This is a genomic window from Acinetobacter sp. CAU_H_S170_2 (assembly GCF_058890445.1).
The window spans coordinates 796563-823250 of record NZ_JBZYAE010000001.1; the positions used below are offsets into that span (position 1 = coordinate 796563).

28 protein-coding genes and 2 tRNA genes are annotated in these 26688 nt (G+C 41.7%); 17 read left to right on the forward strand and 13 right to left on the reverse strand.

Annotated features, from left to right (window positions below; genetic code table 11):
* Nucleotides 1-368: 368 nt before the first annotated feature.
* Nucleotides 369-947: a TetR/AcrR family transcriptional regulator gene (locus AC5EUN_RS03895; protein ID WP_010327255.1), complete on the forward strand. Its 579-nt coding sequence runs from the start codon at nucleotides 369-371 to the stop codon at nucleotides 945-947.
* Entirely contained in the window at nucleotides 944-1849 is a 906-nt protein-coding gene (locus AC5EUN_RS03900; protein ID WP_010327254.1) for a DMT family transporter, read from the forward strand. The genes AC5EUN_RS03895 and AC5EUN_RS03900 overlap by 4 nt, the downstream gene beginning before the upstream one ends.
* Before the next feature lie 122 nt (nucleotides 1850-1971).
* On the opposite strand, the gene AC5EUN_RS03905 is transcribed toward AC5EUN_RS03900, so the two are convergent.
* Complete coding sequence (locus AC5EUN_RS03905) at nucleotides 1972-3120, reverse strand: acetyltransferase domain-containing protein (RefSeq protein WP_058951683.1); 1149 nt, start codon at nucleotides 3118-3120, stop codon at nucleotides 1972-1974.
* A gap of 169 nt (nucleotides 3121-3289) precedes the next feature.
* Between AC5EUN_RS03905 and AC5EUN_RS03910 the strand changes: the two genes are divergently transcribed.
* From AC5EUN_RS03910 to AC5EUN_RS03920, 3 genes are all read left to right on the forward strand, one after another.
* Nucleotides 3290-3922, forward strand: a complete 633-nt coding sequence (locus AC5EUN_RS03910) for a TetR/AcrR family transcriptional regulator (RefSeq protein WP_010327252.1) — start codon at nucleotides 3290-3292, stop codon at nucleotides 3920-3922.
* A gap of 3 nt (nucleotides 3923-3925) precedes the next feature.
* Nucleotides 3926-4903 carry a zinc-binding dehydrogenase gene (locus tag AC5EUN_RS03915; protein ID WP_010327251.1) on the forward strand — a complete coding sequence of 326 codons (978 nt, stop codon included), beginning with the start codon at nucleotides 3926-3928 and terminating at the stop codon, nucleotides 4901-4903.
* 67 nt (nucleotides 4904-4970) lie between these two features.
* Nucleotides 4971-5324 (forward strand): DUF1304 domain-containing protein, encoded by a 354-nt coding sequence (locus AC5EUN_RS03920; protein ID WP_010327250.1) that lies wholly within the window; start codon nucleotides 4971-4973, stop codon nucleotides 5322-5324.
* A gap of 78 nt (nucleotides 5325-5402) precedes the next feature.
* On the opposite strand, the gene AC5EUN_RS03925 is transcribed toward AC5EUN_RS03920, so the two are convergent.
* The 3 genes from AC5EUN_RS03925 to AC5EUN_RS03935 all read right to left on the reverse strand — a co-directional run bounded on the left by AC5EUN_RS03925 (nucleotide 5403) and on the right by AC5EUN_RS03935 (nucleotide 8604).
* On the reverse strand, nucleotides 5403-6098 hold the full coding sequence (locus AC5EUN_RS03925; protein ID WP_010327249.1) for a pirin family protein: 696 nt from the start codon (nucleotides 6096-6098) through the stop codon (nucleotides 5403-5405).
* A 122-nt stretch (nucleotides 6099-6220) separates the two neighbouring features.
* A complete protein-coding gene (locus AC5EUN_RS03930; RefSeq protein ID WP_224216365.1) occupies nucleotides 6221-7282 on the reverse strand; it encodes a hypothetical protein in 1062 nt (353 codons plus the stop codon).
* A gap of 80 nt (nucleotides 7283-7362) precedes the next feature.
* Nucleotides 7363-8604, reverse strand: coding sequence for a L,D-transpeptidase family protein (locus AC5EUN_RS03935; protein ID WP_010327247.1), 1242 nt, complete (start codon nucleotides 8602-8604; stop codon nucleotides 7363-7365).
* A 202-nt stretch (nucleotides 8605-8806) separates the two neighbouring features.
* Between AC5EUN_RS03935 and hemE the strand changes: the two genes are divergently transcribed.
* The 5 genes from hemE to AC5EUN_RS03960 all read left to right on the forward strand — a co-directional run bounded on the left by hemE (nucleotide 8807) and on the right by AC5EUN_RS03960 (nucleotide 14857).
* Nucleotides 8807-9877 carry a uroporphyrinogen decarboxylase gene (hemE, locus tag AC5EUN_RS03940; protein ID WP_005400469.1) on the forward strand — a complete coding sequence of 357 codons (1071 nt, stop codon included), beginning with the start codon at nucleotides 8807-8809 and terminating at the stop codon, nucleotides 9875-9877.
* Nucleotides 9878-9913: 36 nt separating this feature from the next.
* The gene (locus tag AC5EUN_RS03945; protein ID WP_171054236.1) at nucleotides 9914-10711 is read left to right on the forward strand and encodes a DUF817 family protein; all 798 of its coding nucleotides are present in this window, start codon (nucleotides 9914-9916) and stop codon (nucleotides 10709-10711) included.
* A gap of 146 nt (nucleotides 10712-10857) precedes the next feature.
* Entirely contained in the window at nucleotides 10858-11328 is a 471-nt protein-coding gene (locus AC5EUN_RS03950) for a DUF3015 family protein (RefSeq protein WP_005400471.1), read from the forward strand.
* A gap of 69 nt (nucleotides 11329-11397) precedes the next feature.
* Nucleotides 11398-13284 carry an Lnb N-terminal periplasmic domain-containing protein gene (locus AC5EUN_RS03955; RefSeq protein WP_010327246.1) on the forward strand — a complete coding sequence of 629 codons (1887 nt, stop codon included), beginning with the start codon at nucleotides 11398-11400 and terminating at the stop codon, nucleotides 13282-13284.
* Nucleotides 13285-13480: 196 nt separating this feature from the next.
* Nucleotides 13481-14857: a diguanylate cyclase gene (locus tag AC5EUN_RS03960; protein WP_010327245.1), complete on the forward strand. Its 1377-nt coding sequence runs from the start codon at nucleotides 13481-13483 to the stop codon at nucleotides 14855-14857.
* Nucleotides 14858-14913: 56 nt separating this feature from the next.
* Here AC5EUN_RS03960 and AC5EUN_RS03965 read toward each other — a convergent pair whose 3' ends face one another.
* The 3 genes from AC5EUN_RS03965 to AC5EUN_RS03975 all read right to left on the reverse strand — a co-directional run bounded on the left by AC5EUN_RS03965 (nucleotide 14914) and on the right by AC5EUN_RS03975 (nucleotide 16688).
* A complete protein-coding gene (locus AC5EUN_RS03965; protein ID WP_010327244.1) occupies nucleotides 14914-15273 on the reverse strand; it encodes a cupin domain-containing protein in 360 nt (119 codons plus the stop codon).
* 86 nt (nucleotides 15274-15359) lie between these two features.
* Nucleotides 15360-15908 carry a GTP cyclohydrolase I FolE gene (gene folE, locus AC5EUN_RS03970; RefSeq protein ID WP_171054237.1) on the reverse strand — a complete coding sequence of 183 codons (549 nt, stop codon included), beginning with the start codon at nucleotides 15906-15908 and terminating at the stop codon, nucleotides 15360-15362.
* Between the two features lie 93 nt (nucleotides 15909-16001).
* The gene (locus tag AC5EUN_RS03975; RefSeq protein WP_010327243.1) at nucleotides 16002-16688 is read right to left on the reverse strand and encodes a Smr/MutS family protein; all 687 of its coding nucleotides are present in this window, start codon (nucleotides 16686-16688) and stop codon (nucleotides 16002-16004) included.
* Nucleotides 16689-16946: 258 nt separating this feature from the next.
* Between AC5EUN_RS03975 and AC5EUN_RS03980 the strand changes: the two genes are divergently transcribed.
* Complete coding sequence (locus AC5EUN_RS03980) at nucleotides 16947-17120, forward strand: helix-turn-helix transcriptional regulator (RefSeq protein WP_224216374.1); 174 nt, start codon at nucleotides 16947-16949, stop codon at nucleotides 17118-17120.
* Between the two features lie 115 nt (nucleotides 17121-17235).
* On the opposite strand, the gene trpC is transcribed toward AC5EUN_RS03980, so the two are convergent.
* Genes trpC through AC5EUN_RS03995 form a run of 3 tightly spaced genes read right to left on the reverse strand, consistent with a single transcriptional unit; the run spans nucleotide 17236 to nucleotide 19706 of the window.
* On the reverse strand, nucleotides 17236-18042 hold the full coding sequence (trpC, locus tag AC5EUN_RS03985; protein WP_010327242.1) for an indole-3-glycerol phosphate synthase TrpC: 807 nt from the start codon (nucleotides 18040-18042) through the stop codon (nucleotides 17236-17238).
* 16 nt (nucleotides 18043-18058) lie between these two features.
* A complete protein-coding gene (trpD, locus tag AC5EUN_RS03990) occupies nucleotides 18059-19105 on the reverse strand; it encodes an anthranilate phosphoribosyltransferase (protein WP_004695696.1) in 1047 nt (348 codons plus the stop codon).
* 16 nt (nucleotides 19106-19121) lie between these two features.
* Nucleotides 19122-19706 (reverse strand): anthranilate synthase component II, encoded by a 585-nt coding sequence (locus tag AC5EUN_RS03995; RefSeq protein ID WP_010327241.1) that lies wholly within the window; start codon nucleotides 19704-19706, stop codon nucleotides 19122-19124.
* Nucleotides 19707-20548: 842 nt separating this feature from the next.
* Between AC5EUN_RS03995 and glnA the strand changes: the two genes are divergently transcribed.
* From glnA to AC5EUN_RS04025, 6 genes are all read left to right on the forward strand, one after another.
* Nucleotides 20549-21964: a type I glutamate--ammonia ligase gene (gene glnA / locus AC5EUN_RS04000; protein WP_005400480.1), complete on the forward strand. Its 1416-nt coding sequence runs from the start codon at nucleotides 20549-20551 to the stop codon at nucleotides 21962-21964.
* A gap of 89 nt (nucleotides 21965-22053) precedes the next feature.
* Entirely contained in the window at nucleotides 22054-22329 is a 276-nt protein-coding gene (locus AC5EUN_RS04005) for a hypothetical protein (protein WP_004982609.1), read from the forward strand.
* 87 nt (nucleotides 22330-22416) lie between these two features.
* Complete coding sequence (locus AC5EUN_RS04010) at nucleotides 22417-22902, forward strand: chorismate--pyruvate lyase family protein (protein WP_010327240.1); 486 nt, start codon at nucleotides 22417-22419, stop codon at nucleotides 22900-22902.
* The gene (ubiA, locus tag AC5EUN_RS04015) at nucleotides 22899-23780 is read left to right on the forward strand and encodes a 4-hydroxybenzoate octaprenyltransferase (RefSeq protein ID WP_010327239.1); all 882 of its coding nucleotides are present in this window, start codon (nucleotides 22899-22901) and stop codon (nucleotides 23778-23780) included. The genes AC5EUN_RS04010 and ubiA overlap by 4 nt, the downstream gene beginning before the upstream one ends.
* A gap of 107 nt (nucleotides 23781-23887) precedes the next feature.
* Nucleotides 23888-25228, forward strand: coding sequence for an alpha/beta hydrolase family protein (locus AC5EUN_RS04020; protein ID WP_010327238.1), 1341 nt, complete (start codon nucleotides 23888-23890; stop codon nucleotides 25226-25228).
* A 99-nt stretch (nucleotides 25229-25327) separates the two neighbouring features.
* Nucleotides 25328-25558 (forward strand): hypothetical protein, encoded by a 231-nt coding sequence (locus AC5EUN_RS04025; protein WP_004695712.1) that lies wholly within the window; start codon nucleotides 25328-25330, stop codon nucleotides 25556-25558.
* A gap of 1 nt (nucleotide 25559) precedes the next feature.
* On the opposite strand, the gene AC5EUN_RS04030 is transcribed toward AC5EUN_RS04025, so the two are convergent.
* The 3 genes from AC5EUN_RS04030 to AC5EUN_RS04040 form a co-directional block, all read right to left on the reverse strand.
* Nucleotides 25560-26039, reverse strand: coding sequence for a DUF2726 domain-containing protein (locus AC5EUN_RS04030; protein WP_159151465.1), 480 nt, complete (start codon nucleotides 26037-26039; stop codon nucleotides 25560-25562).
* A gap of 41 nt (nucleotides 26040-26080) precedes the next feature.
* A tRNA-Asn gene (locus AC5EUN_RS04035) sits at nucleotides 26081-26156 on the reverse strand.
* A 288-nt stretch (nucleotides 26157-26444) separates the two neighbouring features.
* Nucleotides 26445-26520: transfer RNA gene (locus AC5EUN_RS04040), tRNA-Asn, on the reverse strand.
* Nucleotides 26521-26688 lie beyond the last annotated feature (168 nt).

Below are 26688 nucleotides of genomic sequence, written 5' to 3' on the forward strand. Positions count from 1 at the left end.
TCCAACTCGATCCTTTTTTAGATTCACTATTCGTTTCAGACAAGCAATTATAGAGACTATGCAGTTGTACTGTGTAGCAGTCATTTTTGTAGATCAGTTTTTTAATTTCATCTGAGCGGTTTTGAGCACGCGTTGTTCAGCCTATATAGCAACTCATTGTATATAAGTTGGAACTACATATGCTGTGTAAAAGTATAGAGCGATTGTTCTGTTTCGCTTTTTATCCACCGCCATTGTAATGGGGTGATTGAAGGGTATTCTCCCGTATTTGATTCATCTGATATTTCCTCCATTAAATAAGCAAAGGTGACTTGTATATTTTTACAGATTCTATAGATTAGGTAGATCGGTCTACTTAGTTGAGTGTGATGAATACCAAAACTGCGAAACAGAAAATTTTAGATGCAGCCGCGATTTTGTTTTATAACGATGGCATCACCAGTACAGGGATTAATAGCATTACCGATAAGGCCAAAGTTGCTAAAATGTCCTTATATAATAATTTCGCGACTAAGGCTGACTTGATCACTTCTTATATAGAAGCACGGCATCAAGAGTGGTTAGATTTGTATGCGCTTCGAAACCAACAAGCCCATACCCCTATTGATAAAATTGTCGCGGTTTTTGAAGCCTATCAAGACCATGCCGAGTTTGCCTATGAAAAAGGCTTTCGGGGCTGTGGTTTGTTGAATGCTGCTGCTGAGTTCCCAGCGCACAGCGCCGAGCGCTTGGCTGTGAAAGCGCACAAGGATGAAATTGAAAACATTATCTCTACACAGCTTGCCCTTATCATTTCGGACGCAGACAAGGTCAAACAAATGGCTTTGTTGTTGTCTTTTATTCTAGAGGGATCGATTGCGCGAGCAGGCTTGGAAAGCTCGAGTGAAAAAGTACAAGCTGCAACAGCGATGGTGAAAATACTTTTAACACAGGAAATCAGTACGTGAATCAGTCTGTTTCTGCGGTACCGAATTATGGTTTTATCACGGTGCTGTTCGCTGCTTTTCTATGGGGAACGACGGGCACAGTGGCATCTTTTGCACCTAATTTGAGTCCTTTGGCTATTGGCGCTGCTGCGATGGGTGGTGGTGGACTGTTACAGGCACTTTTGGCGCGAAAAAGTATTATCTACCATCTGGTACATGTCAAAGCCAATGTTGTGATGCTCGGTGTAGGCGTAATTGCGGTTTTTATTTATCCTTTGGCCTTTTATTCATCGATGCACTATGCAGGCATCACCATTGGTACGGTCGTGTCGATTGGTACGGCGCCTTTATTTACCGCACTTTTAGAAAGGGTATTTGATCGAAAAGAACTTTCGATGACATGGCTGATGAGTTTTGTATTGGGGGTGACGGGCGTTGCGCTACTTTCTCTCGGGGAATCACATGCTGTAGCAACCATGGAGCATTTGTCCCAAAATCGACCAATGTTGGGTATTGCTTTAGGGGCGGTTGCGGGATTGACCTATGCTTTATATTCTTGGGCGGCAAAACGAATGATTGACCAAGGAATGGATGCAAAAGCGTCTATGGGGCTCATCTTCGGACTTGGTTCTTTATTATTACTTCCGACTTTATGGATAACGGGTTCAAACTTGTTTGAAGAAAACATCAACCTTTATGTCGTAGGTTATATGATGTTGATCCCCATGTTTTTAGGCTATGTTTTATTTGGATATGGCTTAAAAACCGTGCCTGCCAGTAAAGCTATTACTTTGACCTTGTTTGAGCCTTTGATTGCCGCTGTATTTGCAATCCTGTTGGTGGGAGAACAACTTGCACCAATCGGCTGGATTGGGATGGTTTTAATTTCAATCTGCTTAGCATTGCAGACTAAAGCAAAGTAAATTTTTTGCTTCAGACATTCGTTGGCGCATAAAGCATAATTGCTGGGTGTCGGGAAATCTGATGCCTAGTTGGACTAAGCATCAATCTTGTTTCAGTGAAATTGGCTATACACCTTAAATCCTTAGAGGTATTTAAGAATGCGAATGTGTTTGTTTTTATGTTTAAAGGCTGAGAATTTCAACATCAACGGATAGAAAGCCACAGTTAAAATAATCGAAATGAGCCAGAGGGTGGAGACATGATCGACGCCGAAGTATTCGCCATGGGTCGTGCCAAACAGTGCGACTGCAATGAGATAGAGGGCTTTCAGCACATATAAGTGTACGATATAGAAAAACATCGGCACGGAACCAAAGACAATCAAGGGCTTGATCCAAGGTTTACTTTCAACCTTTTGAAGTAACACTAACAGGATTAAACCTAGTCCGACATTCCACAAAATAAACAGCAGCGATGGCGGATACTTGGTCAGATTTAAAAAACTCATAACGGTTTCAGTGCTGGTCGGCATGACTGACCATGCTTGGTCGCCATAGAGATTGATCATTCTTAAAACGATAAATAAACTGATACTGGCAAGCCCGAAGCCTAACAAGATTTGATTTCTTTTCGCGACATCATGTGTACTGTTAAATACAGTATGACCGATGCAATAGCCGAGGGTAATCACCCCAATCCAAGGCAGTACTGGGTAGGAGGTTCTAAAGCGAATCAGATCTCCAAATTCGATCCAACCACGTTCATGCAAAATAAACCACAGATTTTGCAGGATAGGTATTTGTGAAAATGACACTTGATCCAGTGCATTATGTCCAAAAATAATGCTGAGACTGATCACCCAGAGCCATTTTTGCGATAGCCCAATCAAGCCTGCTAAAACCACCATACTGAGACCAATGGCCCAAATCACTTGTAAATAGATGACATCGGGCGGGAACTGTCCAGTCCAAGCGAAATTGATAATGATCAGTTCGAGAAAAATTAGAAATAGACCGCGCTTGAGTAAAAATTCACGGGTCATTTGAACACTGTTGTTTTTTGCTTGGTAAAGATAAGCCGATAAGCCTGTTAAAACCACAAAAACAGGGGCACATAAGTGAGCCAAGATCCGGCTAAAGAAAAGGGATTCTTCGGTTCCTGGAATCAGCATCGGGTCGGGGACTTGCTGGTGCAGATAAAAAGTTTCTCTGACATGGTCGACCATCATAATCAGAATAACCAATCCTCTGAGGGCGTCAATCGCTTGTAAACGTTGTGAAGGTGTAGACATAAGATGAATTAAAAACTAATGTTATGGTATAATGTAACATCTATTTCAATCATTTATATCTAAAATTTAATCAGTAAAATTTATATGCAATCCAATGGTTCGAGATGAAGTATCGAAAAGATGCATTATTTTATAGACGACTGGTCTATTATTAATTTATAGTGTGGATATGAAACGATCAGATAAAAGTGAAGCAACACGACTACACATTTTAAATAGCAGTTTTCAACTGGTGTTACATAAAGGTTTTGTCGGAGTGGGCTTACAGGAAATTCTAAAGAATTGTGATGTACCAAAAGGTTCATTCTATTATTACTTTGCTTCGAAAGAGGCTTTCGGCTGTGCGCTACTTCAGCAGTATCTAGCCGACTATAAGGTCAAAATCGATCAGCTGATACAGCAAGAACAGCGAAGCGCCTATGCAAGCCTCGTGGCACTTTGGCAAGCATGGATTGATAACCCATCACATATTGAAAGTGATGTTGAACATCATAGCGATGGGGGATGGGCGGAGAATTGTTTGATCGTCAAATTGGCAGCAGAAGTCTCAGATTTGTCTGAAGATATGCGTCAGATTTTGAACTTCGGGGTGCGTAAGTTAACAGAACGTATTTCGGGTCTAATCCAAGCAGGGCAGCAAGACGGTTCAATTCCAGCGCATATTGACGCTGAAAAAATGGCACAGACGATGTATCAACTGTGGTTGGGGGCAGCTTTATTGGCAAGACTGGCCCGAAATAAGCAGCCCCTTTACCTTGCTTTGGAAACCACCCAACAACTATTACAACCGATAAAGGAATAGCAAATGCAAAGTATTATTCATCACCATTTTGGTGAACCTGTTGAAGTCTTGGAAGCTGCGGATATGCCGCAACCTGAACCGAAAGCGGGTGAAGTGCGTATTAAAATGATTCTATCGCCAATGCATAACCATGATGTGTGGACAGTGCGTGGCAGTTATGGTTATAAACCGACACTGCCTGCAATTGGTGGCAGTGAAGCTGTGGGTGTAATTGATGCGCTTGGTGAGGGTGTACAAGGCATATCGGTAGGGCAGCGTGTAGCGGTTGCAGGAATTCATGGCAGTTGGGCTGAGTATTTTATTGCACCAGCGCATGGTGTCGTGCCTTTAACTGATGCGATTGATGATGAAACGGCAGCTCAGTTGATTGGGATGCCGATCAGTGCACTGATGCTTTTAGATTTTATCGACTTGCCAGCAGATTCTTGGTTGATTCAGAACACTGCCAATGGTGCAGTGGGTAAAACCGTGGCAATGATTGCAAAAGCGCGTGGTCAAAAGGTCATTCATTTGGTTCGCCGTACTGAGGCTGTAGCTGAAATGCAGGCTTTAGGCATTCAAAATGTGGTGGCAACAGACCAAGCCGATTGGAAAGAACAAGTCAAAGCGATTCATGCAGATCAGCCATTGATTGCGGGTGTAGACTCCATTGGTGGTCAGGCCAGTGGTGAAATGTTGGCTTTACTGAGTGAAAATAGTCTATTGGTTTCATTTGGTAGCATGACGGGTGAGACCATGCAGATTTCTTCGGGAGATCTGATTTTTAAACAAGCTACAGTTAAAGGTTTTTGGGCGAGTGTGGTGAATAAGCAATTATCTGCTGAACGCAAAAAGGCGTTAATTGTGGAGTTATTGACGCTTGCTGCACAGAAAAAATTACTGCTGCCTGTTGAAGGTATCTTCAGCTTTGCACAAATTAAAGATGCTGCACTGAAAGCGACGCAAGGCGCACGTCAGGGTAAAGTACTTTTGAAACCTTAACTGTTTTCGACCTAGATCAGCTGTGAAGCTGATCTAGCATCATTCATCAAAAATAAGGATAAAGCGTATGATGGGACAAATTTTGATTGCTTTAATTGCACTGTTGCATGTGTATATTTTAGTTTTAGAGATGTTTTTATGGGATAAGCCCTATGGTTTAAAAGCCTTTGGCAATACGCCTGAAAAAGCACAGCTGACCAAAGTCATGGCGAAAAATCAAGGCTTATATAATGGTTTCTTGGCTGCAGGTCTATTTTGGGCGCTATGTGCACCTGAAACTTACGCACTACCACTGGCCAATTTCTTTTTAGGCTGCGTTTTGGTTGCTGGTATTTATGGTGGCCTGACCGCCAGTAAGAAAATTATCTACATTCAAGCCTTACCTGCTGCTGTAGCATTACTTGCGGTGAATTTTCTCTAAGCCAAGGGAAAAAAGCTGCTTGAGTTTTGTATTAAAAAGCCAACGTCTAGACGCTGGCTTTTTAATATGAGTGATGACTTATTTGCCTTCAGGCAAATCAAACCAAATCACTTGTGCATCTTCCACAGCTTTAACATTGCTTGCTTCTAAGAAAGCAATTGCGTCACCTGCATGAAGAGTATGTTCTGCAATTTGGATTGAGCCTGAAATTACATGCACATAGTTAATATGCTGTGTAGCTTTAACTTCTAGCATTTGATCTTTTTCAATCACAGCTGTTTTGACTTCGGCATTTTGACGAATATGCATTGCAGCATTGTCATTTGGGCCACAAATCGCATGCCATTGATTTGGCTGCTCATGCGGATCAAGACGAATCTGTTGATAGTTTGGCGCTGCATCTCTTTGATTTGGGGTAATCCAAATTTGTAGCAAATGTACTGGCTCATCACCCTGATTCATTTCGCTGTGCTGCACACCCGTACCTGCACTCATCAGTTGCCATTCACCTGCTGAAATACCACCATGGTTGCCCATGCTGTCTTTATGGGTGATGGTGCCTTTGAGTACACAGGTTAAGATTTCCATATTGTCATGGGGGTGTTGCCCAAAACCTTGATGACCCGCGATCACGTCGTCATTGATGACACGTAAAGCACTTACGCCCATATATTTAGGGTTATACCAACTACCAAAAGAAAAGCTATGTTTCGACTCTAGCCAGCCGATATTGACATGACCACGGTCTTGACTGCGATGAATGAAAGCATCCATTTTGAACTCCAATCTTATTTTTAATCTATGGAGTAATTTTAGCGTTTTATATTTATCGCTAAAATAGTGAATTTGCAATGTTGCGTTTCAATATTGGAATGATTAAACACAACATTGCAGCCTTAGTTTAAATCACAATACCGTACGCGGAAATCTTTCCAGACGTAGTTTTTGCCTTGCGCATATTCAGCTAAAAATTGTTGATGTAGATTCGGCTGCTGTTGCATCCAGTCATTGCCCCATTTCACACCGAGTGGAGCCGCTTTGTCCTTAAAAACAAAATAGTCATCAAGGCAAGTACTGCTTTCAACGGAGAGTGGTACATCTTGATCATCGAGATAATTTTCATAATTAATCGAGTTCGGTGAATTCTTTAAGAACACTTTGTCACTGGCGGTGAGCAGAATTTTTTGTTCAAAGTGCTTCAATTGACCTTGTTTGTATTCATAACGGGTTTCAATGTTATAAGGATGCACGGTTTGGTAGTCGCCCGGGGACTTGGTGCTGTATTCAAGTATTGCATGATTATAATCTGATAAGTCTTCATCCCATTTGGGGCCAAAACTCATTCCATCTTCAATGATTGGAGCCACAAATTGCACGCGGTGGAGCTGTTTGCCCTTCGTGTCGATTTCAATAATTTCATAGCTGTATCGGTAGCGATTGTTGGCATAGGTGGCGTTCATGGCCGCATTGGCTTTTAACTCTGTAGGAGTATAGGCATAGCGAGTACGAAAAATCAGTGCGAGATGCTTCGCGACGGGCATAATCGAAAACAACTCATGATTTTTGACTGTATTGTCGAGTTGAGGCTGTAGGGTGATTTTTTCTCGATTTTCAGCATAAGCCTCGCCTATTGAAAAAACTGCCGAGTGGGGCTGGTTTAAATAAAGTAGTTTAGGCTTTGCTCCTGTTCGAATCGCGTAATAGTGAATCGGAGATTTACCTGCGATGACGTAATAGCGTGCATTCAAAAGAGGCTCTCTGAGACTGTCTTCCTCTGGAATGTATTGGGGATGGCGGATTTTTTCATGATCATTCAGACTGTCAAATGGATAGTCAGATTCCACCGCATAAGCAGAAGCATCCACGCTGGTCACGATTTCTTGATCTAATTCGGCAAAGCTATAAGGTGAGAAAAACAGTAAGCAGGCCACGGGCAGTATTATTTTTAAAGCGTTCATCGTCATTCTATGTTGTTATAATTTAAAAAAGGTGCTCTCAAGAGAGCACCTTTTATAGCGTAAATACCTTAGAAAGCCAATTATTCTAAGAATTTAACCGTAACACCTGACTTCACTTTTTTGCCAAGATCATTGGCATCCCAGTTGGTCAAACGGATACAACCGTGTGATGCTGTTTTAGAAATAGCAGAAGGGTTTGGTGTGCCATGAATACCAAATGATTTTTTGCTTAAACCAATCCAGATATTCCCTACAGGACCATTCGGACCCGGTGGTAGAGAAAGTGGTTTTAAGTTTTTGCCCTGTACAAAGTTACTTGGTGAGTAGCTATACCAAGGATTTGGCGCAACACCAGTGACTTTATAAGTACCCGTTGGAGACGGAGTATCTGAGCTACCAATAGTTGCAGGGAAAGAACCGATCATTTGGTTGCGGCTGTTAAATAAATACAGCTGTTTTGCACCTTTGTGCGCAACGATCAAATGAATGTCTTCTGGCACTTCATTGCGGATATTGGCCACAATAATTTTTTCGCCCGCTTTTTTGAAGGTTGCTTTTGGATTTAACTTCTGCAAGAAGTCTTCATCCATATGGAACTTTTCACCCAACATTTCAGTCACACGGGTGTAATACAAACCTTTCATTTTGGCTTGTAGTGCATAATCGCGTGGAATAGATGCAGCATAAGGACCTTTTAGGTCTGCTTCGGTAATGGTGTATTCAATAAATGCAGGCTTAGAACCTTGGCTTGCAAGTAGAGCATCCCAAGTTTCTTTGGTTAAGGTACCTGTTGCTTTTAAACCGCTCATTTGCTGGAACGAAGCAATGGCTTTGAGGGTATTTTTACCGCTCATGCCATCAATTGCACCTGGAGACGCATGCGCATTATTGAGCATCACGTGAGCACGTGCATAGACAGGAAATTGGCCTTTACCAATATTGTCGAACCATTCTGCACTGTTTAGACCATTTAATGTCCACGATGCTTTAGCCGCAGCAGGATTGGTCGTCGTGGTGGTCGGTGCAGTGGTGGTTTTGCTTGGTGCAGCACCAACGTCAGCGGTTTTATCTTCAGATTGTTCAAGTTGATCTAAAGTTTGCGAAGCTTGGTTTAAGTCTGCTTGTTCTTTTGCTGTAATTTGGCTGTTTGCAACCGCAGTAGAAGCTGAAGCGACATCTGTTGCTAAAGGATCAATAGGGTCTTGAACTGAAGTATCAATGATCTTTTTTGGCGTCAAGGGTTGTTCAGTAGTAGATGCAGCAAACGCTGTACCAGCAAGAATGCAACTTAAACTCATCGCGAGTATTGTGCGAACGAACATGTAATTCAACCTTAAGAATTATTCATTTACAAAGTAAAAACTAGTGAAGTATTACAGAAAAAAGATGGAGATGCAGTATTTGTTTTGTGTAAATATTCGTTTGCATCTTTGTCCTGATCGAATTTTAGTGTTATGAGAAGTTATTAAAAATTCGACCTTTTTGTTATGATGGTGAGCAAATTTAATTGAGATGGGAAAGTAAATGACGACGCTTAAAAATGATCGTTTTCTACGTGCTTTATTACGTGAACCTGTAGATACCACACCCGTCTGGATGATGCGTCAAGCAGGGCGTTATTTACCTGAATATCGTGCAACCCGTGCTCAAGCGGGTGATTTCCTTTCGCTGTGTAAAAATAACGATTTTGCTTGTGAAGTGACTTTACAGCCTTTACGTCGTTATGAACTAGACGCTGCCATTTTATTTTCAGATATTTTAACTGTGCCCGATGCTTTGGGTTTAGGGCTTTATTTTGAAGCTGGGGAAGGGCCTAAATTTCACAAAGCGGTTCGTACTGAACAAGATGTGGCGAATTTACCTCAGTTTAATGCCGCGTCTGATCTTGATTATGTGATGAATGCGGTCAAGACGATTCGTTCAGCACTTGGTGGACAAGTGCCATTAATTGGCTTTTCAGGTAGTCCTTGGACGCTGGCAACTTATATGGTTGAAGGTGGTTCGAGCAAAGATTTCCGTTTCACCAAGCAAATGATGTATGCGCAACCTGAAGTTTTACATGCACTGCTCGATCGTTTGGCTGATGCGGTGATTGACTATCTAAATGCGCAAATTGATGCAGGTGCTCAAGCCATACAGATTTTTGACAGCTGGGGCGGGGCGCTAGCACACCGTGAATATTTAGAATTTTCTTTAAAATACATGCAAAAAATTGTTGCAGGTTTACAACGTGAAAATGAAGGACGTAAAGTGCCTGTGATTTTATTCACCAAAGGTGGCGGTCAATGGTTAGAGCCAATGGTGGCAACAGGGGCGGATGCTTTTGGTCTAGATTGGACGACGCCATTAAATGTGGCTCGCCAAACGGTGGCTGGCCGTGCGGCACTGCAAGGCAACTTAGACCCTGCAACATTATATGGTTCGCATGAGACCATTGTGAAAGCCACCAAGGCCATGCTAGATGACGCTTATGCAGGCGGTGAGAAAACGGGTTATGTTGCAAACTTAGGTCATGGCATTACTCAGTGGGTTGACCCTGAAAACCCGAAAGCCTTTATTGATACTGTGCATGAATACAGTGCCAAATATCTCTAAGTTTCACAGCTTCAATTCAATTAGGGTTCATGCGTGATCACGATTTTAAAATCATGTTTTGAGTTCTCATCCAAGGCAGCTTCGGCTGCCTTATTTGGGATATTACTGTTATTGGCTTTTGCCTTCACAGCCAGTATGGGAAGTCAGGAATATTTCGGCTTTTTCCGTTATGACTATCTATTGTTTTATGCCGTGCTGATTCAAGTTTGTCTGTTGTACTTAAAACTTGAGTCTTGGGCCGAGGCCAAAGTGATTGCATTATTTCATGTGATGGCAATGGTGATGGAAATCTTTTTGACCCATCCGCAAATTGCATCTTGGCAGTATCCGCATCCCGCCGTGTTTAAAATTTTAACAGTGCCTTTGTTTGCAGGTTTTATGTATTCGGCTGTGGGCAGTTTTTTTGCGCGTTCATTACGTCTTTATCATGTTTCTTTTGAACACTTGCCCCGTTTCTCCGCCATGCTGACATTGGCGGTGTTGTCTTATATCAACTTTATGTCCAAATTTTTTGTTCCAGATATTCGTTATCTTTTGTTTGCGTGGAGCATAGTGCTGTTTTGGAAAACCAAGATTGGCTTTGAATTACAGCAACACCGTTTTCAACTGCCGATGTTACCCGTACTTTTACTGTTGGCTTTTATTATTTGGATTGCGGAAAATATCAGTACGTTTTACCAAATCTGGTTGTACCCAAGTCAAGTCGATGCATGGCATATGGTCGGTTGGGGCAAGTTGGGTTCTTGGTATTTATTGCTACTGCTCAGTCTGGTGTTGGTGCTAAAGATTTTAGGGAAACGAGATCTACGTGGCAGTTGGTCCTTATACCGCTAAAGCACATTTTTAAATATTCACTTCACTTTAGTATAAATTGTTTTGCGTTATGCGCTTGTTACCGCTATCTTACAAGGGTGTAGCTCAAAATACACACAATAGGAACAATAAAAATACTCGGAGATAATCGAGTCTGGAGAAACCTTATGTTGAAAAAAATAGCATTGGCTGCGGTTTTGGCTGTTGGTTCTACCGCTACATTTGCAGATAATGACGTCGGTTGTGGTATTGGTTCACAAATTTGGGCTGGCCAGTCTGGTAAAGTCGCTAAAATTTTAGCGGGTACAACCAATGGTCTTTTTGCTAACCAACTTTTCGGTATTACCTTTGGTACTTTAGGTTGTAGCGGTACAGGTACAGTGACTGCTCAGGCAGTAACATTTACCAACGAAAATGCGGAAGCATTGGCGCGTGATATGGCAGTTGGTGACGGCGAAAGTCTAAATGTACTGGCTGAATTACTGAACATCCAGTCTGAAGATAAAGCACGTTTCTTTGAAGTGTCTAAACAAAACTTCGCAAAAATCTATTCAGCTGAAAACCAAGATGCGCTTCAAGTATTAGCATCTTTACAAGCAGTCATGGCAACGGATAGCGTATTAAAAGCATACGTTTAATTGCACCATAAAACCCTGCCATTCAGGCAGGGTTTTTCATATCTAAAAAAGAAGAATAGCTAACACTGCATGAAATCTGTTGTCCTCCTCTTTAGTGTGCTATTCAGCACCAGCATCTTTGCTCAAGCACCTAGCTCAGCAGAGTTTTATATTGAAAAAGCACAGCAGCTTAAGCTTGCCTCAAATGTAACTTGGCAACGTTTGATGTATGCCAATACTTCATCAGGACAAAGTGAAGTCAGTTACCGTCCGTTCTTTTATAGTGCGCACGGACAAACTCAGCTCAAACAAGAGCTTGATGCCAATATTGCAGCACTCTTTATTCCAACCGAAGCTAATCAATCGATTCAATGTCGCTTTCCAGCCCGGTCAAAATGGCTCATAGGACAACTGAATATTGCATCAAACCAACTGCCTAAAGCCTCATGTCCTGAGCTGGATGAGTGGCTTGGGCAAATTAAGCCGTATAAGGCGACTTTAATTTACGCCACGGACTTTATGGGCAATCCCAGTTCGATGTTTGGGCATACCCTGTTAAGGCTCGATCCTAAAGACCAAAAACAGCTGAACTTAGTCTCTTATGCCGTGAATTACGCAGCGACAGTGGCCAATAGCGACAGCTTTTCTTTTGCATGGAAGGGCTTAACCGGGCAGTACCCAGGTGAGTACTCACTCATGCCGTACTATCGAAAAGTGAAAGAATATGGTGATTTGGAAAGCCGCGATTTGTGGGAGTACGAGTTAGCCCTGACGCCAGAAGAAACCAAAACCATGGTTGAGCATATTTGGGAACTCAAGCATGTGCAATTTCCTTACTATTTTATCAGTGATAACTGTGCCTATCGTTTACTGGGTTTAATTGATTTGGTACGGCCAGAGGTCAACCTACAAAAACAATTTAAAACCGCTGCGATTCCTGTTGAGACAATTAAGGCGGTCGATGAAAACCATCTAATTGCGGAAAGTGTTTACCGTCCAGCTTTAGAAACTCAGTTGTTGGCACAAGCCAAACAACACGGACAAGCCTTGGCAGCGGCTGCGCATCAGGTTGCGCAACTTGAACCTGCTCAAATGCAAGACTATTTGAGTCGCTATGCCTTGGTGGATCAGGCACGTATTTTAGAAATGGCCTATGACCATGTGTATTTACAGTTAATTGCACAAAAGATTGCGGCAGAAGACGCCCAACCGCGTATTCGACAACTGCTGGGTTTGCGGAGTCAGATTGACTTGGAAAAGCAACGTCAAGTGGTCGAAGCGCCAAAAGTAGATCCAGTAAAAGGCCACCATGCGCGAACCGTTCAGCTTGAAGCAGGTGAGATACAAGGTGACACTTATTTCCGACTGAGCCATCGTCAGGCCTATCATGACTTGATAGACCCGCAAGGCGGTTTCCGTTTGGGTACACAGCTTAAGTTTCTAGACGGCAGTCTCGAATACCGTGATGATCGACTAAAACTGCAAGAACTAAATGTGCTGGAGGTCAATGCCTACAGTCCATTGACTGCCTTTAAAACACCATTAAGCTGGGGTTTTAACATGGGTTGGCAACAAGAGGCACTAAATCGAGATGGTGCATTTAGTGAACAGGATCAACACGGTGTATTCAATCTATCCAGTCAGTTTGGCTATAGTGTGGCAGATCAAGAGCGTCAACATTTATGCTATGCACAATTGCAAAATCATGTTCAAGCAGGCAAAGCTTTAGACCGAGGTTGGCGCGTGGGACTTGGGCCAACGGTAGGCTGCCAGAACATCTGGAGCGAACATATCAATAGTTTGGTACAGGTCGAGCTGCCATATTGGGAAGATAGCCATCAATGGCAAGTCAGACTGAATACTCAGTTGCAATATTTATTCAATCAGCAAAATGCGTTGAGGCTTCATTGGCAGTATCAACAGCAAAAAGGCAAGGATTGGGATCAGACGGGTTTGAGTTATATCCATTTCTTTTAGTTCGGTCCTCTTTTCAAAGCTCCAATAAAGGGGCTTTTTTTATGAAAGTCATTGCTGTTAAAACAACCAAACGTGAGCCTTACTTTTTATAAAGTGCTGAAAATGAAAGCTGATGGTGAAAATAAGTATTGAAATTTGTTATATTAATCACATAAATGTCTAGTAAGTCTCAAAAATATATAAATAGGTAAGTTTTATGAATGATGAATGCATGGCTAAATTGGCCGAGCAATGGGGGAAAATTTGCCAACATTATTCAGTGAATGATCACGTTAAAGCGCAAAATTTTATTCAGCAGCATTCGTCTGTATTGGTTAATGAATTTTATAGCAATATTGTCTTGGAGCCTGAGGCTGCAGATTTTTTTAAAGATGACATCATTCAACAACGTTTAAAAAACAGTTTAAACCAATGGCTCATTGAAAGTTTCGACGTGGCTGTGAATGAAGCTTATTATGCAGCAGTTGAAAAACAACAAAAAGTTGGGCAGGTACATGCGCGGGTGGGCATTCCTTCTTGGTTGATCATGCGCGGTATTCGCGAGATTGAAAACAAGATCTTGGAACTCTTGGCTGAACTTCCGCTGGAAAATAACCACCACATGCTGAGTTATATGCTGCAAATTATGGGCTTTGCGACAGAAATCATGTGTAGATCCTATGAAGCCAATACAGAGCGAAGCCATGAAGTTAAGCATAGCTATCGTTTATTTTCTGCAATGCAAGATGTCGCAGTACAAAAAGATAAGCAGCGCAGTATTTTGCTTGACTGGGAAAATGAGTTGATGTTCAAAGTCTTCTCCGAGCATCCGCAGTTACAACACATTGCTTTGTCTAAGTCGGAATTTGGTCTATGGTTTGTGCATAAAGCAGCGTATGCCTTTACGGGTGCAGAGCAGGTTGAGACCATTATCAGGCTGATTCAACAGGTCGATACCCTCAATTTTGACGTGCTCGACTGTCAGGATCAGACTCAGAAGGTAGAACGCATTCAAGAAATTCGTGATGTGAATCGACAGATTCAGCATTTGGTCGATCAACTGTTTCAAGTGACCGAATATATAGATTCAGGCAATGACTCGCTGACTCAGCTGTTAAACCGTCGATATTTAAGTACGATTGTGTCGCGTGAAATTAATTTTTCCCGTAAAAATGATGCTGCGTTGAGCTTACTAGCAATTGATGCGGATTATTTCAAACGTATCAACGATAAATATGGGCATACCGCAGGGGACTTGGCACTGCGTTTTATTGCTGAAGTCTTGTTAGATGTTGCGAAGGGTAGTGACTATGCCTTCCGTGTCGGTGGCGAAGAGTTCTTATTGCTGTTGGTCGACAGTGATCTCACACGTGCTTTACAAATTGCTGAAACGATTCGCATGCGGATACAGGAAACCCCAATTCGTACCGCTCATGGGCAAAGTTTTAGTTTTACCGTCAGTATTGGTTGTACGGTTTATAATGGTCATCCTGACTATCAACGCTTTTTAGACACTGCCGATTCGGCACTCTATGCCGCCAAAAATAAAGGGCGTAACTGTATTCATGTGACTGAAAAAGTGCTAAGTGTTTAAATCTCAGACTTAAACACGAGCTGTTCTAAGACGTTTCCAATCGGTTGTTGAGGTACTTATACCTCAACAATCACATAGTATTTTTTAACAGCTTCAACCACTTCAAATGTGCCGATAAAACTCGGTGGAATAATTCCTGCCTGACCGGCCTTGACTTCAATGAAGTCTTGAGTGTGGGCATCATGAATACGGATGCTGCCTTCCATCACTTGAAAGAATTCTTGTTTATTGTCGGCAAATTGAATATTCCATGAACCAACCTCACAGTGCCAAATCCCGCAGCCCATGTGTGGGTGTTCATATAGACTATAGGTCTGGCGCTGTGGATTGCCTTGAACCAAACGGTCTGGACGTGGAAAATCAATACTCTGTTCGCCTTGGGTCAAACCATGACCTGCTAACCAAATTGCTGACATTGCGTATTCCTCTAAACAAAAAATGAATCGTTCAATGATATATGCATAAAAAAAGCCCCAACAGAGGTTGAGGCTTTATGTTTCAATTAATAGCTTTCAGGGACTGCACTTAAAAACTCACGACGCTCTTCTTTATTGGTTTTAAAGTCACCAATAAAGGAAACGGTACGTGTAGTCGATTCTTGCTTGCCGACGCCGCGCATCATCATACACATATGTGCTGAATCAATCATAACAGCCACGCCACGTGCACCTGTCACTTCTGCAACCGCTTCTGCAATCTGCTGCGTCAGGTTTTCTTGAATCTGTAGACGACGTGCAAACATTTCGGTGATGCGTGCAAATTTAGAGAGTCCAAGGACATTGCCTTCAGGTAAATACGCAATATGTACGCGACCATAAAAAGGCAATAAATGGTGTTCACAGAGTGAATAAAACTCGATATTTTTAACCAGTACCATTTCACGGTTGTCCGATGGGAACACCGCATTATTGGTCACTTCTTCTAAGCTTTTGCTATAACCAGACGTTAAATACGAAAAAGCTTTAGCAGCACGCATAGGCGTATCGAGGAGACCTGGACGGGTTAGGTCTTCACCAACGGCAGTTAAGATGTTAGCGTAGGATTGCTGCATAGACATAAGACGTGTTCACTTACACTGATATTGAACAAGGACGGCATTGTAGCAGAAAACTATTCCAATGCCTTATTTTGGACAAAAATCCGATTACTGTTTAAACTTTGGGTTCTTTTCAGCACGTTTTAGCAACACTAAAACTGCACCTGTGCCACCTTGCTTCTCCGGCGCACTGACAAAAGCCAGCACATCGCGGTGTTGACGCAGCCAACCATTCACATAGGTTTTTAAAATGGCTTCCGGACCTTTGCCATGTACAATTTTAATGACATTTTGATTTTCATCTTTGGCCATTTGAATGACTTGTAAAACTGCGACACGGGCTTCTTCAACGGTGCAACCATGCAAGTCGACTGCTTCAAACCAACGAATGTTACCCGCTTTTAAATCTTCAAATACTTTGTGTTGTAGTGTAGCAATGCGATAACTGAGTGCGGCTTGGCTCGCTACAGGGTTGAGCATTGCTTGAGTATCGGACAGCTCAGTTGCATCGGTATGCATTGGGCCTTCAGCCGCTGCACGTTTTGCTAAAGTTTGCGCATCGATTTTTTTCTTTGGATTTTTTTTTATTTTGGCAATGTTCGCGGTCTCCATCTTTTGGACACCTTGCATTTGTTTTTGAAACAACGCGAAATCATCTTCTGGCTCGGGCGGAGCAACTTGAGCTTGGGCCTCAGACTGTTTGATGGCAGTCGAATGCGGATTGGTGATTTGCTTTTTAAAGTCTTTCAGTAAATTAAACTGTTCTTTAGAAAGCGATGAATCATGTTTGCTCATAGTGTCAGAAAAATACGCAAAATAAGGAATTAGGCGATAATTATAGTCTGATTTTCCCTATATTTGAACTGAATTGCATCATGCATAGAGGGTTGTATAAACTGAAAGCAGTGTTGAAGCTTTGATCGGCAGTTCTGGGCTTGAGGCCTTATATAGCTGAATACTTAATTTATTATCACACCTAAAAACATAGAAAATGAGGTTTTACAGATGTTTCCATGTGCTAGTGTTTTTAGAATTTAGCTATAGAAACGTGAAATCCAAATTTTAGAAAAATTAAGCCGTGGCTGTACCGATGCTGAAATATCTGAGTCGATTTTTTTGTCCATCAATACGGTGAAATGGCATCTGCGTAAAATCTATAACAAGTTGCAGGTCCGCTCTCGAATGGAAGCGGTGAATGAAGTCAAGAAGCAGGGTTTCATTGAGTAATTTAAAATTGAACAATTTTTTATATGTTACTGTTTAAGCAGATCTTCAACAGCTTTTTGAAAGTGCAAATCATAAAGTATTCAGGGCAAGAGCATGCCTTACCCTGAATATGCGATTAAAGTGATTTAGGTGTTCCAAATAGCTCAGTAAAGGCGTGATCTGGACGGGGCTGCTTCATAAAGCTTTCACCGACCAAGAAAGCATGAATGTCATGCTCTTGCATCATCGCAACATCCGCTGGGGTCGCAATGCCGCTTTCCGTCACCAGTAGACGAGATGGTTCAAGTAGTTTTTTCAGACGAATCGAAGTGTTTAAGTCCACATCAAAGGTTTTTAAGTTGCGGTTATTGACACCCAATACGCAACGCTCGGGTAGACGCAAAGCACGTTCAAGTTCTGCTTCATCGTGTACTTCAACCAAGACATCTAAATTCTGCTCAAAAGCCGTTTTAGACATTTCTTCGAGTTGTTGATCTGACAAGCATGCCGCAATCAGAAGAATACAGTCGGCATGTAAAGCACGTGCTTCAATCACCCCATAAGGGTCAATCAAAAAGTCTTTGCGTAATGCAGGCAGGGCACAGTGAGAACGTGCAATTTGAATATTCTCATCGGCACCTTGGAAAAAATCGACATCGGTTAAAACCGATAAACATGCTGCACCTGCAGCTTCGTATTGCTGCGCGATTTCAGCAGGATCAAAGTTTTCACGAATGATGCCTTTAGATGGTGATGCTTTCTTAATTTCAGCGATCACACCCGGTTGTTTGCTCAGTAAAGACTTTGCAAAACCACGTACAGGAGTTGCCTCAAGTGCCCATTCTTCAACATCTTTATAGCTACGTTGTTTGAGGCGTGCAGCAAACTCTTCCTGCTTACGATCCACAATTTTGCCTAAAATCGTATTTGCGATATCTACCATGACAAAATCCTGTCTATCAAGCGTCGTATTGTTTAAGGGTTTTGCTGAATTCAGCAAGGATGCTCATCTTTTCTAAGGCTTGTCCGCCGTAGATGATGTCATGTGCTAAAGCCACGCCTTGCTTATAACTGGTACAAAGTCCAGAGACATATAAACCGGCACCTGCATTTAAAGCAATCATATTGGCTGCTTTTTCACCTTTATCGGATTTGTTTTTACCTAAGGCATCTTTAATTAGGCTTAAACTTTCAGCAGAATCTTGAATGATTAAACCTGTTAAAGTTTGCGATTCGATTCCGACATCTTCAGGTTGAATTTCCCACTCGGTGACGTCGCCATTTTTGAGTTCAGCCACATAGGTGCTTGATGCAAGGCTAATTTCATCTAAACCATCTTTCGAATGAACCACCATGACATGTTCTGCGCCCAGTTGTTTCATCACTTCTGCAATAGGACGGCATAATTCAGTCGAAAACACCCCAATCACTAGACGTTTTACTCCAGCCGGATTCGTAAGCGGGCCAAGTAAATTGAAAATACTGCGAATGCCTAATTCACGACGCGGGCCTACCGCATACTTCATCGCTTTATGATGATTTGGAGCAAACAAGAAACCGACACCCATTTCACGAATACAACGTTCAGTTTGTTGCATGTTTAAGTCAAGTTGGATGCCCGCTTGTTCTAACAAGTCCGAGGAACCCGATTTGGTTGAAACACCACGGTTACCATGTTTAGCAATGGTTGCACCTGCCGCTGCAATCACAAAAGCAGATGCAGTCGAGACGTTAAATAAGTTCTGACCATCACCACCTGTACCGACGATGTCGACTAAATAAGGCACATCACTGACATCAATTTTGATGGCAAACTCGCGCATGACACGAGCCGCTGCGGTAATTTCATCAATACTTTCACCTTTTAAGCGAAGACCCATCATCAGCGCACCAATTTGGGCATCTGTTGCTTCACCATTCATGATGGTGCGCATGACGTCTTCCATTTGCGGCTGCGTCAACTCAATATTTTTAGTGATGTTATTTAAAGCTTGTTGCATATTCATTTTTCACTGCACTCATTTATGCGTAAATTTCTAAAAAGTTCTTAAAGATTTGATGGCCATGCTGACTCAAGATTGATTCTGGGTGAAATTGCACGCCTTCAACGGCAAGCGTCTTATGCTTTACACCCATGATTTCTTCAATTGAGCCATCTGCTTCATTGGTCCAGCAGGTCACTTCTAAGCATTCAGGCAAGCTTTCTTGATCAATCACCAGTGAGTGATAACGCGTTGCTGAAAACGGGGAAGGGAGGTTGCTAAAAATGCCTTGATTTGAGTGATGCATGTCAGACAAACGCCCATGCATCACTTTTTTGGCACGAATGATTTCGCCACCAAATGCTTGACCAATGGCCTGATGTCCTAAGCACACCCCTAATAATGGAATTTTTCCAGCAAAATGCTGAATAGCTGGAATAGAAATTCCTGCTTCCGAAGGTGAGCATGGACCGGGGCCAATCACAAGATACTTAGGTTGCCATCGCTCAATATCCTCCAATGTCACGGCATCATTACGTACTACTTTTACTTCTTGATTTAACTCGCCAAAATACTGGACGATGTTGTAGGTAAAAGAGTCATAGTTGTCGATCATTAAAAGCATGAGCTTAACCTATTGAAATTTATGCATATAAATGTGCTTGAAGAGTCCTATGGTATTCGTGCGTTTACATTATAATGCTATAAGTAAATTATTTTTCTCATTCAATGACTTGAATGGAGGCACAAAACCGAAATTATCATAGCAAAAAATACACAGCTAGGGCGCGACATTTTTTTCCGGACCTAAAAATTACAATGGGTTTTGTTACTAACTGATATAGAGTTTATGAATATCTCAGATTCAAATCCTAACGAGAAACCTCGTGGACTATGTGTAAATATCATGAAGTATGTACATTCAAGGAATATAAAAGAATATCTTTTAATGCAGTGAGCCAAAAACTCCCCTAATGTCACCAAAACAGAGCATATTTTTTTGCTTGCTCACATCTGAAATGTCGGCTTTATATTTAGTTTGAAAGGAGAGGTTTTTTGTTTTTTGAAAATCAAATAAAAACAGTTAATTACACCGCTTATATTTGATTTCAGGTATATCGCTCGCCGTGATATGAGGTGTTGAAGTCAAATCAAGGCGAAAATAACAGCTTAAAAAGCACTCTAATTTATAAAAAACGGGTGTAAATCGACCCGTGATATTTAAAAATGCACCATTATGATCCACACTCAAAATCTTTTAGATTAAATGTGAAGAAGCGTGCTTGAATATGGTGCATTTACTTTTTAGCTCAGTATAATAGAGTCAAAGCAAACAGCTTAAAACTGTTATTCTGATAATGAATTCAATATTTTAGCTAAGCTTTTTAAAGTTGGTACGGTAATTGCTTTAGAACAACCAACTACTAACACGCACTAAAGAGTGCAACAAAAATTCATCGGAGCAAAATGAGCATGGCGAACAAGGTCCTACAACTCATCCAAGAAAGTGGCGCAAAATGGGTCGATTTCCGTTTTACGGATACTAAGGGTAAAGAACAACACGTAACTTACCCAGCAGATACTATCGACGAAGATACTTTTGAAGACGGTAAAATGTTTGATGGTTCTTCAATTGCTGGTTGGAAAGGCATTGAAGCATCTGACATGATCTTACGCCCAGATGCTGCAACTGGTTTTATCGACCCGTTCTTCGCTGAGCCTACAGTAGTTGTTACTTGTGACGTTATTGAGCCATCAACAGGTCAAGGTTATGACCGTGACCCGCGTTCGATTGCTCGCCGTGCTGAAGAATACCTAAAATCGACAGGTATTGGTGATACTGCATTCTTTGGTCCAGAACCAGAATTCTTCGTATTTGACGAAGTAAAATGGGAAATTGATATGTCTGGCGCGCGCCATACATTGATTGCTGAAGAAGCTGCTTGGTCAACAAACAAAGATTACGAAGGCGGAAACTCTGGTCACCGTCCACGTGTTAAAGGTGGTTACTTCCCAGTTCCTCCAGTTGATTCTTCACATGACATGCGTGCTGATATGTGTGCGCGTATTGAAGACATCATGGGCCCAGGTCGTGTAGAAGTACACCACCACGAAGTTGCATCTTGCCAATTAGAAATTGGTGTAAGCTTCAACACAATGGTTCGTAAAGCTGACGAAGTACAACAGTTCAAATATGCGGTTTGGAACGTTGCACACCAATATGCTAAAACTGCGACTTTCATGCCTAAGCCAATGGTTGGTGATAATGGTTCTGGTATGCACGTTCACATGTCTATCTCTAAAGATGGCAAGAACTTGTTTGCTGGTGATGAATACGCTGGTCTTTCAGAAATGGCGCTTTACTTCATCGGTGGTGTAATCAAACACGCTCGTGCATTGAACGCAATTACGAACCCTTCTACAAACTCGTACAAGCGTTTAGTTCCACACTTCGAAGCGCCGATTATGTTGGCATACTCAGCACGTAACCGTTCTGCTTCTATCCGTATTCCTTACGTTTCTAGCCCTAAAGGCAAACGTATCGAAGCTCGCTTCCCAGATCCAATGATGAACCCGTACTTAGGTTTCGCAGCATTGTTAATGGCGGGTCTTGATGGTATCCAAAACAAGATTCACCCAGGTGAAGCAGCTGACAAAAACTTATACGACCTTCCTCCTGAAGAAGAAGCGAAAATCCCTACAGTTGCGCACAGCCTAGATATGGCTCTTGAAGCGCTTCAAGCGGATCATGAGTTTCTTCTTAAAGGTGGTGTATTCACTAAAGAAATGCTTGATGCATATATTGAACTTAAAACTGAAGAAGTGCGTCGCTTGAACACGACAACTCACCCAGTTGAATTTGATATGTACTACAGCTTGTAATTCTGAACTGAATTTCACTGTAAAAAACCCGCGCTAGTCGCGGGTTTTTTTGTATCATCTGTTTAACTTGAAAAAAATTGATGAGAGCAATGGCACAGCGTAAGAAGCACACCAGTTTTTATCCTTGGATTGACCCTAAAGATCACGACAAAGGTTTTAAGCTAAATTTTTCGATGGTGACTTATATCGAAGTTGGTCGCACCCCTGAAGGCTACAAGCAGGCAGAATTTGTTGCATTGAAAAGCCCAGAGTTAGCACTGGATTATGATTATCCTCAAAGTTTTTATTTGAGTGCTGAAGGTTTTATTTTGGTGAAAACTCCGCAAGGTAAATTTGAAACCATTGCAAAAACAGATAATTGCTAAAGATTGATCTTAGAATTGAATCAATGACATTCTTCATAACTCAAAAAGCGTTTAAGCGCACAGTAAATCAATGGTACAGGTAGGCTTATGCAGCAGATTCCAGCTGAACTGAAAACATGGTTATATGCTTCAGGTTCACTTACTCAGCAACTGACGGATTTGGCTGATGGAGCGTTTAGGGTTCAACCAACCAAAGAGCATTTTCAGCGTCTTCAGTTTATCGATGCAAAATGGATGGGCATGCCGTTTCAGCATACGTCATGGGTACGAGAAAGTTTTTTATATGGCAGTGATGCAGAGCCTTGGGTTAAAGCTAAAAGCATTTTCCCGATCTTGAGTTTGCAAGGTCGCGCACGGCTTTTTAAACATATTGGTAAAAAACCGATTGGCTGGTTCTTGTTTCAGCGCACCAATCCAGCATGTGAACGTCGTGTGATTTGGCTAGAAGATGGCTGGACTAGACAGAGCTGTTATACTTGGCACGGCTGCAAGTTTATTGTTCAAGAAACTTTTTTAGCGAGTTTTGAGCAATTTTTGCAAAAGCAGAATTCAGCATCTGAAGGACAGTCATGACAACTGCGCATCAAATTACTTGGCGTGAACGTTTAGAAGCCTATTATTATTTATGTCGTTTTGATAAGCCTGTTGGCACAGAATTGGTGTTCTGGCCTACCATGTGGGCACTATGGATTGCAGCAGAGGGCATACCGCCAATTGGTATTCTGATTCCGATGGTACTTGGCACGATATTTATGCGTGCGGCTGGGTGTGCAATTAATGATTTTGCTGATCGTAAGGTCGATGCGCATGTAGAGCGCACTAAAATGCGGCCTTTAGCAACAGGGATTATTACGGCTAAAGAAGCCATTTATGTGTTTTTAGCTTTAGTCTTTGCCAGTGCTTGTATGTTGTTGTTTCTACCGATTGAAACGTTTTATTGTGCTTTAGGTGGGCTTTTTCTCGCATTTATATATCCTTTCATGAAGCGCTATACCCATTTGCCTCAGGTTGTTTTAGGCATGGCTTTTTCGTGGGGAATTCCGATGTCATTTACGGCCATGGGTAAACCATTAGATTTAACCTGTTGGTTGCTGTATTTTGGCAATCTGGCTTGGACTGTGGCGTACGATACTCAATATGCGATTACCGACCGTGAATATGATTTAAAAATTGGGGTGAAGTCTACAGCCATTTTGTTTGGTCGTTTTGATATTCAAATCATTGCACTTTTACAGGCGATGAGTGTGGTTTTGATTGGTATGGCGCTTTACCTTGAAAATTTATTGATGCCATTGGGTTTAATCGCATTGCTGGTAGTCGTGGCTGACTTTATTTATCAATGGTCAAAAACTAAAGACAGAGATCCACAGTATTGTTTTTGGGCATTCCGTCACAATCGTTGGGTGGGATTCATTATTTTTACTGGAATCTTTTTAGAATTAATTATTTAAAGTGATTGTTTGGTTGAAAAGCGTCCTATACAGGGCGCTTTTTTTATGTCTTAATAAAACGGCATGTAGTTTCATGCTTAAAAAAACAACGAATAAAAGGATATTTTATGAAACGCTCGAAAATAGCATTAGCCCTTACAGTTGCCGTTTCAATGCTGTCTTTAACTGCTTGTAATGACGATGATGATTCGCCCGCTTCAAATCAAAAACAGACCTATGTTTCTGAAAGTACCTATTCAGAAGACACATTAACCACTGCAGCTTCTATTAAGGTAATGACGTATAACATGGAAAATGTTCAAGGTCAGACCGCTAAAGCAACGGCGCTGGTGATGTTCCCTAAAGTAGCACCACCTACAGATGGTTATCGCGTAGTGGTTTGGGAGCATGGCACGGTTGGGGTTGGTGATAGTTGTGCGCCAAGTAATAATATGATTCACCCACGTTTTAAAATTTTAGCAGACAGTCTACTGGCTGCTGGTTATGTGGTTGTTGCGCCAGATTATGAAGGTTTGGGCACGCCAGGGATTCATCCATATTTAAACTTATCTAGTGCTGCGAAGTCAGCGCTTTCTGCTGTACAAGCGGCAAAAGATCATTATGGTAAGCAGTTGAATGGTGCGTGGATGTCTGTGGGCCAATCTCAAGGGGGTCATGCCTCATTAGCGACCGCAGAATATGCAAATACAGATGCAACCTATAAAGGTGCTGTGGCGGGTGCACCAGCTTCGAGTTTGGGTAAAATTATTTTAGAGGTTGCACCAGCAGCTTTAGCTGGCATTGAAGAGCAAGAAATTAAACTTGGTGTACCTTTGGCTGCACGTACTTCGGTCGATTCTTATGCAACCTTATTGGCTTATGCAGCATTAACGGGCGTTGGTATTAAAGCTTATGAGCCGCGATTTAATTATCAGGACATTTTCCAATCACGTGCCAAATCTTTGGCTGAGTTTGCAGAAGGTTCAACAGGGGATAATGGTCTGTGTTTAGATAATGATAATGACCCAAGTCTAAGTCTAATTAATAAGTTTAAAGATGATATTATTCAGTTTATGACTGCAAATCCTGATAAAAAAGTCATGGATTATCCTGGTTTAGATACTAGTGTGTTTGCGACCAATGAAACCGTAAAAAACTTCTTAATTAGTAGTCAGCCAGGTACTAAACGAATTGATAAACCAGTTTATGTAATACAAGGCACAGCAGATACAAATGTACCCTATCCAATTACCCAAGCTTTGGTTGCAAACTTGAAAACATTGGGTTCACCAGATGTGACACTTGATCCAGTTATCGGTGCATCTCATACCCAAGCCATAATTTGTCGGAATGCGGAGGCTGTAGACTTTATTCAGACCCATATGTCTGCGGGTACGGGTATTGTACTAACTGATGCACAAAAAGATGCTAGCATCAATGAAAATTGTACAGGTATAGCACCGACATAAAATTAACCATTTAAACTGAAGATAGAGCCTCATGATTGAGGCTCTTTTTTTGTTATAGTATTGGCCCATCAAAATCTAGATATTGGAAATAGGCTGGCTATGACGAAATCAACTCAAAAACTAACGCCAAAAGTGATGTTTTTGGCGAGTCTTGGTATTGTGATTCCATTGCTTATTTTAGGGATTGCTTTTTTAGCGGTAAAAAGCGATGCAAAAAACCAAGCGGAGTATCAGCGTATTAAGGAAGAGCAACAACAGCGTATTCAAGAAAAGTTGGCTACCGAAAAGCAATTCACACAGCAGGAAGCGAGCAGCGCGGTCTCAAAGTAATTTAAGCACGCATTGCAGGCGTGATACCAATGTGTTTGTGCAGTTGGCGAATACTTGGAATTTCTGTAAAACGCAGAACAATGTAACCTGCTTCATTGAGCATGGCATCACGTTCTGCATCTTCTTGTTTTTTGCCGATGTGGGAATGATCATCGAGTTCAATAATCACCACAACCGCTAATTGTTCATCTAATAAAACGAAATCGGTGACTTTGCGGTTAAATTTGGCCCGTATTTTATAGTGGTCACTGGTAATCAGTGAGCTAAATGAAACTTGAGCTAGAACATGATGGCGTGGGAAGGCTTCTTTTAAGCGAATAAACATTTTACGTTCAAACGGCGTAATGACGTGTTTGGCATAAAACTTTTGCTTACGGCGAAACAGGTCAGGGTAGACCGTCATCACTAGTGTAATAGTGGCAAAGCAGCCGATGATAAAAAAGATGATTTGACTCAGATCGAACACAATATTTTCTAGCACAAAGAAAAAACCCACTCGCATGGAGTGGGTTTTTAGAATTTTGGCTCTCCAACCTGGGCTCGAACCAGGGACCTGCGGATTAACAGTCCGTCGCTCTACCGACTGAGCTATTGGAGAATCTGCACGCATTCTATGTGGCAAAGCTCAAAGGGTCAAGTCCTTGGCCTGATATTTTTATATAATCTGCTTTAAATGATTTAAAAATAAACGGTTTAGCTTTTATTGATACGATTTGATTCAATCTTTTTGGTTTTCCATGGAGATATTTGGGAGATTCAAGCTGAGAAGAGCCTGTATGGAAAGCTGCTTTGGAGTGATTTTGAGAGATTGGTTTTACGTATGGGTGAATGTCATTTTTATAGACAGAAAAAAGCCCAAGTCATAATGCTTGGGCTTTTTAAAATTTGGCTCTCCAACCTGGGCTCGAACCAGGGACCTGCGGATTAACAGTCCGTCGCTCTACCGACTGAGCTATTGGAGAATCTGAAATGCAGTATAGAGAAAATTACACATCGGTCAAGTTACAATTCTAAAAAAAGTCGAATTTTAGATTAAATGTTTTTTTTATAAACAATTTGATATGTCATAGCTGTATACCAGAAGGGTATAGGGTGTGGATCAAAACAATGAGTGATAAAAAAGCCCAAGT

Bases quoted from the DNA above. Each gene is read 5' to 3' on its own strand.
- AC5EUN_RS03895 (WP_010327255.1), top strand. From the start codon at position 369: ATGAATACCAAAACTGCGAAACAGAAAATTTTAGATGCAGCCGCGATT.
- AC5EUN_RS03905 (WP_058951683.1), bottom strand. From the start codon at position 3,120: ATGTCTACACCTTCACAACGTTTACAAGCGATTGACGCCCTCAGAGGA.
- AC5EUN_RS03910 (WP_010327252.1), top strand. From the start codon at position 3,290: ATGAAACGATCAGATAAAAGTGAAGCAACACGACTACACATTTTAAAT.
- AC5EUN_RS03915 (WP_010327251.1), top strand. From the start codon at position 3,926: ATGCAAAGTATTATTCATCACCATTTTGGTGAACCTGTTGAAGTCTTG.
- AC5EUN_RS03920 (WP_010327250.1), top strand. From the start codon at position 4,971: ATGATGGGACAAATTTTGATTGCTTTAATTGCACTGTTGCATGTGTAT.
- AC5EUN_RS03925 (WP_010327249.1), bottom strand. From the start codon at position 6,098: ATGGATGCTTTCATTCATCGCAGTCAAGACCGTGGTCATGTCAATATC.
- AC5EUN_RS03930 (WP_224216365.1), bottom strand. From the start codon at position 7,282: ATGAACGCTTTAAAAATAATACTGCCCGTGGCCTGCTTACTGTTTTTC.
- AC5EUN_RS03935 (WP_010327247.1), bottom strand. From the start codon at position 8,604: ATGTTCGTTCGCACAATACTCGCGATGAGTTTAAGTTGCATTCTTGCT.
- hemE (WP_005400469.1), top strand. From the start codon at position 8,807: ATGACGACGCTTAAAAATGATCGTTTTCTACGTGCTTTATTACGTGAA.
- AC5EUN_RS03950 (WP_005400471.1), top strand. From the start codon at position 10,858: ATGTTGAAAAAAATAGCATTGGCTGCGGTTTTGGCTGTTGGTTCTACC.
- AC5EUN_RS03955 (WP_010327246.1), top strand. From the start codon at position 11,398: ATGAAATCTGTTGTCCTCCTCTTTAGTGTGCTATTCAGCACCAGCATC.
- AC5EUN_RS03960 (WP_010327245.1), top strand. From the start codon at position 13,481: ATGAATGATGAATGCATGGCTAAATTGGCCGAGCAATGGGGGAAAATT.
- AC5EUN_RS03965 (WP_010327244.1), bottom strand. From the start codon at position 15,273: ATGTCAGCAATTTGGTTAGCAGGTCATGGTTTGACCCAAGGCGAACAG.
- folE (WP_171054237.1), bottom strand. From the start codon at position 15,908: ATGCAGCAATCCTACGCTAACATCTTAACTGCCGTTGGTGAAGACCTA.
- AC5EUN_RS03975 (WP_010327243.1), bottom strand. From the start codon at position 16,688: ATGAGCAAACATGATTCATCGCTTTCTAAAGAACAGTTTAATTTACTG.
- trpC (WP_010327242.1), bottom strand. From the start codon at position 18,042: ATGGTAGATATCGCAAATACGATTTTAGGCAAAATTGTGGATCGTAAG.
- trpD (WP_004695696.1), bottom strand. From the start codon at position 19,105: ATGAATATGCAACAAGCTTTAAATAACATCACTAAAAATATTGAGTTG.
- AC5EUN_RS03995 (WP_010327241.1), bottom strand. From the start codon at position 19,706: ATGCTTTTAATGATCGACAACTATGACTCTTTTACCTACAACATCGTC.
- glnA (WP_005400480.1), top strand. From the start codon at position 20,549: ATGAGCATGGCGAACAAGGTCCTACAACTCATCCAAGAAAGTGGCGCA.
- AC5EUN_RS04005 (WP_004982609.1), top strand. From the start codon at position 22,054: ATGGCACAGCGTAAGAAGCACACCAGTTTTTATCCTTGGATTGACCCT.
- AC5EUN_RS04010 (WP_010327240.1), top strand. From the start codon at position 22,417: ATGCAGCAGATTCCAGCTGAACTGAAAACATGGTTATATGCTTCAGGT.
- ubiA (WP_010327239.1), top strand. From the start codon at position 22,899: ATGACAACTGCGCATCAAATTACTTGGCGTGAACGTTTAGAAGCCTAT.
- AC5EUN_RS04020 (WP_010327238.1), top strand. From the start codon at position 23,888: ATGAAACGCTCGAAAATAGCATTAGCCCTTACAGTTGCCGTTTCAATG.
- AC5EUN_RS04025 (WP_004695712.1), top strand. From the start codon at position 25,328: ATGACGAAATCAACTCAAAAACTAACGCCAAAAGTGATGTTTTTGGCG.